The following is a 6,974-nucleotide window of genomic DNA, read 5'->3' as shown; positions in this document are numbered from 1 at the left end:
TATTCAACATGCTTGGCCTTCTGGGGCTTCTTGGGCGTGGCCTTCCGCTTGCCACCCTTCTTGGCGCCAGACGCTGCGCCGTCAGAGGTCAACGGCTCGGGGTCAATACGGGCCGCGGTAACGCCGGGCAGTGAGCCAAGGGGGCGGGAATAGACAACGACATCCGGCTTGTTCTTCCTGGAATTGACCTCGTCCCCCTTCAGCAGGTCCCGAATGAACCGGCGAGCGATGGTATCGAACTCCGCCTTGGGTCGTGTCCTTGTGAGTTCGTCAGGGTTGGTCGCGTCCAGACCCATCGCCTCCCGAAATTCGCCGATCCCGACAAATCGCTGGACCGTGGTCAACTTGCCCTTTCGATCATCCTCGGAGATCAGCCCCTCGGCGACGGCGTAGTCGAGGAATCCCTGGGCTACCTTGTTCTTATTGCTGCCGCTGTAGCGCTGCGACTGGTCAGCGTTCCAATCTCGGCGCCCGCGCCCGGCATAGGCGCCGTTGTGCATGCGCTCTAACCAAGGGCGGACTTCCTCTTCGTCGTCAAATTCGACCCCGAAGAACTCCTTTGGTGGTGCGCGCCTCGCGGCAAGGGTCGCAAACCCCTTCCGCAGCTTAGCTGGCGCCCTGTCGGGGTCGTCGAGAAGCTTGAGGGCGCAGAGGCGTCGGTTGCCCTCAGCCATCGTGTAGGCGCCCTTCTGTCCCTTGATGGGGATCAGAGCGACACGCTCAAGAGGATTGATGCCAATAGCGGTGATGTCGCGGGCCAGGGGCCAAACCTCTTCGTTGGCGCAGAGGTATTCGATGGCCTGGTCTTCGGTCGTCAGGGGTTCATGGCGAGGATTGGAAAGGTCGAGGAATATCCGACCAATCGGAACCGGTTTTTCAAGAATCCGCATCTGTGATGGCCCCCCGACCACGTCGAGCGTATGTTTCTGCGCTCGGCCGAGAGGAGGCTAGACCATTGGAAAGCGATACACCACAGGTTGATAAGTTCCGCGAACTCGCCCGCGAGCTGGAGTGCGACGACGACGAAGCCGCGTTTGACGAGCGGCTGAAGAAGCTGGCGACTGCGCCACCTGCGCCGAAGGCTGAGAAGTCCGAGTGAGAGTCGCTCGGGCGGTGTTCTCAGCCGCGTTCATCGTCGCTGTCTTTTGGGTCAGCGTTGCCCTAATCGTGGTTTGGAAGGCCGGGCATTGGCCGACCTTCACCGCCCGCGAAGCCGCCCTAACGGTCGGGCTCACAGCCATCCTCAGTGTCGGCGATCTAGAGCCGTAAGGCCTAGCCTGTTTGCAAAGTATATAAACGCCGCAGCATGTCAAGAACAAATCCGGAACGAAATGACTGGAAACAACAGACCGTCCGACCGCCTCCACCGCCACCTTCACGACCGCAGCGTCTCCCGTCCGGGTCGGATGGACAACCTATTGAGACTCGCAGCTAGACCACATGGTCGGGCTCAAGATGGCAATCGAGCTTGCCGGTCTCAAACTGGATGGTCGCGTGGTCGATCCTGAACCGCGCCTTCAGTTGTTCGACAATCCGACCGGTCAACGCATCGTCGATGCGGTCCCCGCTGCAAACCAGATGCACGGTGAGCGCGGTCGATGTCGTGCTCAGCGGCCAGATGTGCAGGTCATGCACGGCGCTGATCTCGTCCAGCCCCTGCAGGTGCTCATACACCGCGTCGCGGGAGATTCCGGCCGGCACCGCATCGATGGCGAGGGCCACCGAATCCTTCAGCAGGCTCCAGGTGCCGACGGCCACGATGCCGACGAGGAGAAGACTGACCACGGGATCGAGCCAGAGCCAGCCGGTGAGCATCATCACCAGGCCGGCGACGACGACACCGGCCGAGATCCCGGCGTCGGACGCCATGTGCTGGAAGGCGCCGCGAATATTGATGTCGCCCTTGCGCCCACGCATGAACAGCAGAGCCGTGCCGCCGTTCACCAGGATGCCGACCGCGGCGACAATCATCACCGTCAGCCCATGGACCGGCTCTGGCGACTTGAACCGCTGGACCGCTTCCCATCCAATCGCGCCGATGGCCACCAGCAGCAGGACCGCGTTGGCGAGGGCGGCCAGGATGGAGGTGCGTCCGTAGCCGTAGGTCCGCCTTGCGGTCGGGGCGCGCCGGGAAAGCCAGGCCGCGCCCCAGGCCAACAGGAGGCCCGCGACATCACCCAGATTGTGACCCGCGTCCGCCAGCAGTGAGAGGGAGTTGGCGAGCACGCCATAGATCGCCTCCACCGCGACGAAGCCAACGTTGAGGCTGACGCCGATCGCAAAGGCCCGGTCGAAGTTGGCGGGGGCGTGGCTGTGGCCGCCCTGGCCGTGGTCGTGGCCATCCCCGTGCGCATGATCGTGATGGTCGTGGGCGGGCATCAACAGGTCCTTGTGGGTTCTGCGCGGGAACGGGCCCGAGAGCGATGGTCACCCTTGGCGGTCCTGCCATGCGGGAGTGAATCCTCTAGCGACTGGAGGATCAAGGTGCGTTTTTCGGCGAGGGCCACAGCACCTCGACCTCCTGGAGAGTGATCAATCCGATGTCCGGCAGGTCTGAGAGCGTGGCGACGAAGGCGCACAGCCGCGCTTCGTCCTCGAGGATGTGGCGCTTAGCGGTGGACGGTGCGGCTGACCCCGATCAGCGCCTGCAGCACCGACGCGCCAGCCAGGCGCGCGTCCCGGGAGCAGCTCGCCTCCGTCGAGACCAAGATCGCTCAGTTGCAGGCGCTTCGGGAGGAACTCGCCCACATGGTCGCCGCCGGTTGCAACGGACCGGCGGCCGAGTGCCGGGTCATCGAGGTCTTGGCTGACCACAGCCTTTGCGCCCAGGATCACAGCCAACCTGATCGGCTCCCCACCCAGCGCCCAGGGCGTCAGCGGTGGGGAGCCGGGCCGCTGGGGCTCAAGGGGCCGGTGTCGACAGGCTGATGATTTCGGCGTAGATTTGCGCGATAGATGCAACGTCTTCTCGCTTTGATGGCCGTCTTAGCCCTGCTGGTCAGCCCGGTGACCGCCGCGGCCGCGCAGGTCGCGTGCGGACAGGACCGGATGGCGATGATGCCGTCGGTGGAGACGGCGGCCATGCCCGGAATGACGCAGGCCGCGCCCGACAAGGGGCCGAGCAGCCCCTGCTGCGACCCTGGCGCCCCGCACAAGACGATGGACTCCAGGAGCTGCGCCCAGGCCTGCGCCACCTTCTGCGCCGCGGCCGTGGCCATGCCGGGGTCAGCGGTGACCTCGCCCGGGTTCGTGCGCGCGTCCCTGAACCCGGGACCTCCCGTCCTGGCCCAGGCCTACGAGCCCCTTGGGCTGAAGAGACCTCCCAAATCGATGGCCTAGGCCCGCCGGCGTTCGCGCCATCGGGTCCTTGAGACGCGTCCAGGCCGCCGATCGGCTGCGCCCCTGGCCCAGCACAAGACCGGAGCCCGGGAGGCGATCCCTGGGGTCGCGCGTCGCGACCCTGCCCCATCGATTCCAGAGGATTTTTGAGATGAAGATCCAGTTTCTGGTCGCCGCCGGGGGCTTTGTCCCCACCCCTGCAGCGGGCCTCGGTCCGACGGAACCTCCCCATGCGCCCCTATTGGCTCCTCACCCTGCTGGCCACGCTCGCCGGCGCCGTCAATGCCGCCCCAATGACATTCGAGGCGGCGCTGAAACGCGCCGACCTGTCGGCGCCGATCCTGCAGGCCCGCGCCGCCGATGTGCGCGCGGCGCGGTCGTCGGCGGTCGCGGCCGGTCGCCTGCCTGATCCCAAGCTGGTCTTCGGCGTCGAAGGCTATCCGGTCTCCGGACCCAACGCCGGCCGTCCAGAGCGCGACGACTTCAGCGACGCCAAGATCGGTGTCATGCAAGACTTCCCCAACAGCGCAAAGCGAAGGTCGGCGCGGGATCGCGCCCAGGCGGATATCGGCGCCGCCGAGGCCACCCGCTCGGCGCAGGGCCGTGAGGTCCGGCTCAACACCGCTCTGGCGTGGATCGACCTGTTCTACGCCCGGCGCCGGCTCGCGGCCCTCGACGAGATCGAGGGGGCGCTGGCGCCGCTGCGTGACGCCGCCGCCTCGCAGGTCGCTTCCGGCGCACAGCGGCCCGCCCAGACCCTGGAGCCGGAACAGCTGACCGCCGCGCTGGGCGATCGGCGCGCGGACCTGGTCGCGGCCGTCGCAAGGGCGCGCGCCGACCTGGTGCGCTGGACCGGCGACGCCGAGGCCGACATTGCGGGCGCCCCCCCGGCCTACGATATCGACGCAGCCGCCCTGCATGCCGGCCTTGATCACCTGCCGGCGCTGGCCGTCTACGACGCAATGGGCCGGCAGGCCGACGCGGACGTCGGAGCCGCCAGGGCCGAACGGCGCTCCGACTGGGGCTGGGAGCTCGCCTACCAGCGTCGCGATCCCCGGTTTGGCGACATGGTCATGGTGCAGGCCACGGTCAGCCTGCCGCTGTTTGCCTCGACGCGGCAAAACCCCGTCATCGCCGCGCGCGTGGCGACCGCGGAGCGCGTGCGGATCGAGCGCGAGGCGGCGCGGCGCGAGTTGCTCGCGTCATTGGATGCGGGACTGGCGGATCACGCCATGCACCACGACCGGTTGCACCGCGCGCAGGAGACCCTGACGCCTTTGGCCAAACGGCGCGCCGACCTGGAAACCGCCGGCTATGCCGCCGGCTCCGCCAGCCTCTCCGATGTCCTGCAGGCCTTGCTGTCCCTTGCGGAAGCCCGGGTCGATACGATCAACCGTGAAGCCGATGTCGCCCGCGACGGCGCCCGCATCGTCTTGACCTTTGGAAGCCAGGCCCAATGACCGTCCTGTCCATGTCTCCCCCGCGCCTAGCTCTGGCTGGCGCCGCGGTCGCGGTCCTGGCCGGTGCTGGCGGCTACGGCCTCGCCCATCTGCAAAAGGCGTCGGCCCCGGCGCCCGTCGCGGCGGCTGGCCGCCCAAAACCCCTCTATTGGTACGACCCGATGATTCCGCTCGAGCACCATCAAGGTCCTGGCAAGTCTTCCATGAACATGGACCTCATCCCAAAATATGCGGACGCGGCGGTCGGCGTGTCGGGCGTCAGGATCGACCCCGCCGCGGCGCAGAACCTGGGCGTTCGCATCGCGACTGTCCGGCGAGGCGACTTCGCGCAAAGCCTGGACGCCGCGGGCGTTCTCGACTTCAACCAGCGGCAGGTCGCGGTCGTCCAGGCCCGCGCCGCCGGTTTCGTTCAACGGGTCTACGCGCGGGCCCCCGGCGACATCGTGCCCGCCGGCGCGCCGATTGCCGACCTCCTCGTCCCAAGCTGGGGCGGCGCTCAGGCCGAATACCTGGCCGTGCGGCGCGCTGGCGGTCCGGCCCTGGAGGCCGCCGCGCGGCAGAGGCTGCGGCTGCTGGGCATGCCTGAGGGGCTCATCGAGGCCGTCGCGCGCGATGGGCGGGCGCGCCCGGTTGTCACCGTCTCCACGCCGCAGGGCGGCGCCATCCAGACGCTCGAGGTGCGGCAGGGCATGACGGTCAACACGGGCCAGACCCTGGCGCAGGTCGCCGGTTTGGCGTCGGTGTGGCTGAACGCCGCCGTCCCGGAGGCGCTGGCGGGCCAGGTCCGCGTGGGCCAATCGGCCCGCGCCGAGCTCGCGGCCTTTCCAGGCGAAACGTTCTCGGGCCGGGTGACGGCGATCCTGCCGACGACCCAGGCCGACAGCCGCACCCTGCAGGTGCGTGTCGAGCTGGCGAACCCCGGCGCCCGGCTGCGCCCCGGCATGTTCGCCACGGTGCACCTCGCCAGCGCCGGCCGCCCGGCGCTGTTCCTGCCCTCGGAGGCGGTGATCCGCACCGGCAAGCGGACCCTGGTGATGCTGGCGGAAGATGGCGGGCGCTTCCAGCCTGTGGAGGTCCAGGTCGGCCGCGAAGACGGCGGCCGCACCGAAATCCTGGCGGGACTTGAGGCGGGCCAGAACGTGGTCGTCTCGGGCCAGTTCCTGATCGATTCCGAGGCCAGCCTGGCGGGCCTGCGAGCCCGCCCGCTCGCCACGGCCCAGGCCGCGGCGTCGGTTGCGCCATCTGCGGCGCTGTACGATGGCCGGGGTCGGGTCGAGACCCTCACGTCCGGCGCCATTACCCTTAGCCATCACGCGATCCCCGCGATCGGCTGGCCCGCGATGACCATGACGTTCAAGCTTGGCGCGCCAGGGCTCGCCAAGGGTCTCAAGATCGGCGACCAGGTCAGCTTTGGCTTTCAACAGACACCGGAGGGTCCCGTCGTCCGCCGCCTGGGCCCGGCGGCCGCCCAATGATCGCGGCCCTGATCCGCGCCTCGGTCCGCAACCGCTTCTTCGTGGTGATGGCGGCCCTGGCGTTGCTGGCGGCCGGGATCCTGGCCGTCCAGTCGACCTCCGTCGATGCGCTTCCGGACCTGTCGGACGTACAGGTCATCATCCGCACGCCCTACGCGGGCCAAGCCCCGCAGATCGTCGAGAATCAGGTCACCTATCCCCTGGCGACCACCATGCTGTCGGTGCCGGGCGCCAAGACCGTGCGCGGCTATTCCTTCTTCGGCGACAGCTTTGTCTACGTCCTGTTCGAGGATGGAACGGACCTCTACTGGGCCCGGTCGCGGGTTCTGGAATATCTGAATCAGGTCCAGAGCCGGATGCCGGCGGGGGCCAAGCCGGCCCTGGGGCCGGACGCGACGGGCGTTGGCTGGGTCTATGAATATGCGCTGGTCGACCGCACCGGCCATCACGACCTGTCCGAGCTTCGTTCCCTGCAGGACTGGTTCCTGCGCTATGAGCTGAAGACCCTGCCCGGCGTGGCCGAGGTCGCCAGCATCGGCGGCATGGTCAAGCAGTATCAGGTCGTGCTCGACCCGGTGAAGCTTGCCGCCTATGGCGTCACCCACCAGCAGGTGGTCGCCGCGATCCAGGCCGCCAACCAGGAGACCGGCGGCTCGGTCCTGGAACTGGCCGAGGCCGAATATATGGTCCGCGCCTCCGG

General features: G+C 68.1%; 7 protein-coding genes. 5 read left to right on the top strand and 2 right to left on the bottom strand.

Annotated elements, in window-relative coordinates:
* The coding region (locus tag RMN86_RS17865) for a hypothetical protein (protein WP_309607212.1) at positions 1-890 on the bottom strand (890 nt) is incomplete at its 3' end.
* Positions 891-955: 65 nt separating this feature from the next.
* Between RMN86_RS17865 and RMN86_RS17860 the strand changes: the two genes are divergently transcribed.
* Positions 956-1,099 carry a hypothetical protein gene (locus RMN86_RS17860; protein WP_309607211.1) on the top strand — a complete coding sequence of 48 codons (144 nt, stop codon included), beginning with the start codon at positions 956-958 and terminating at the stop codon, positions 1,097-1,099.
* A gap of 332 nt (positions 1,100-1,431) precedes the next feature.
* Here the strand turns inward: RMN86_RS17860 and RMN86_RS17855 are convergent, their stop codons facing one another.
* Positions 1,432-2,379, bottom strand: a complete 948-nt coding sequence (locus tag RMN86_RS17855) for a cation diffusion facilitator family transporter (protein WP_309607210.1) — start codon at positions 2,377-2,379, stop codon at positions 1,432-1,434.
* A 597-nt stretch (positions 2,380-2,976) separates the two neighbouring features.
* Here RMN86_RS17855 and RMN86_RS17850 point away from each other — a divergent pair.
* The 4 genes from RMN86_RS17850 to RMN86_RS17835 all read left to right on the top strand — a co-directional run.
* On the top strand, positions 2,977-3,339 hold the full coding sequence (locus RMN86_RS17850) for a hypothetical protein (protein ID WP_309607209.1): 363 nt from the start codon (positions 2,977-2,979) through the stop codon (positions 3,337-3,339).
* Positions 3,340-3,569: 230 nt separating this feature from the next.
* Entirely contained in the window at positions 3,570-4,799 is a 1,230-nt protein-coding gene (locus tag RMN86_RS17845; protein ID WP_309607208.1) for a TolC family protein, read from the top strand.
* Positions 4,796-6,274, top strand: coding sequence for an efflux RND transporter periplasmic adaptor subunit (locus tag RMN86_RS17840; RefSeq protein ID WP_309607207.1), 1,479 nt, complete (start codon positions 4,796-4,798; stop codon positions 6,272-6,274). The genes RMN86_RS17845 and RMN86_RS17840 overlap by 4 nt, the downstream gene beginning before the upstream one ends.
* On the top strand, positions 6,271-6,974 hold a 704-nt coding region (locus tag RMN86_RS17835), incomplete at its 3' end, for an efflux RND transporter permease subunit (protein WP_309607206.1). The genes RMN86_RS17840 and RMN86_RS17835, both read left to right, overlap by 4 nt.

Origin of the sequence: Phenylobacterium sp., assembly GCF_031360265.1 — a bacterium.
Taxonomy (GTDB): Bacteria; Pseudomonadota; Alphaproteobacteria; order Caulobacterales; family Caulobacteraceae; genus Phenylobacterium.
Note: the sequence above shows the minus strand (reverse complement) of the source record. Positions and strands in the feature narration are given on the sequence as shown.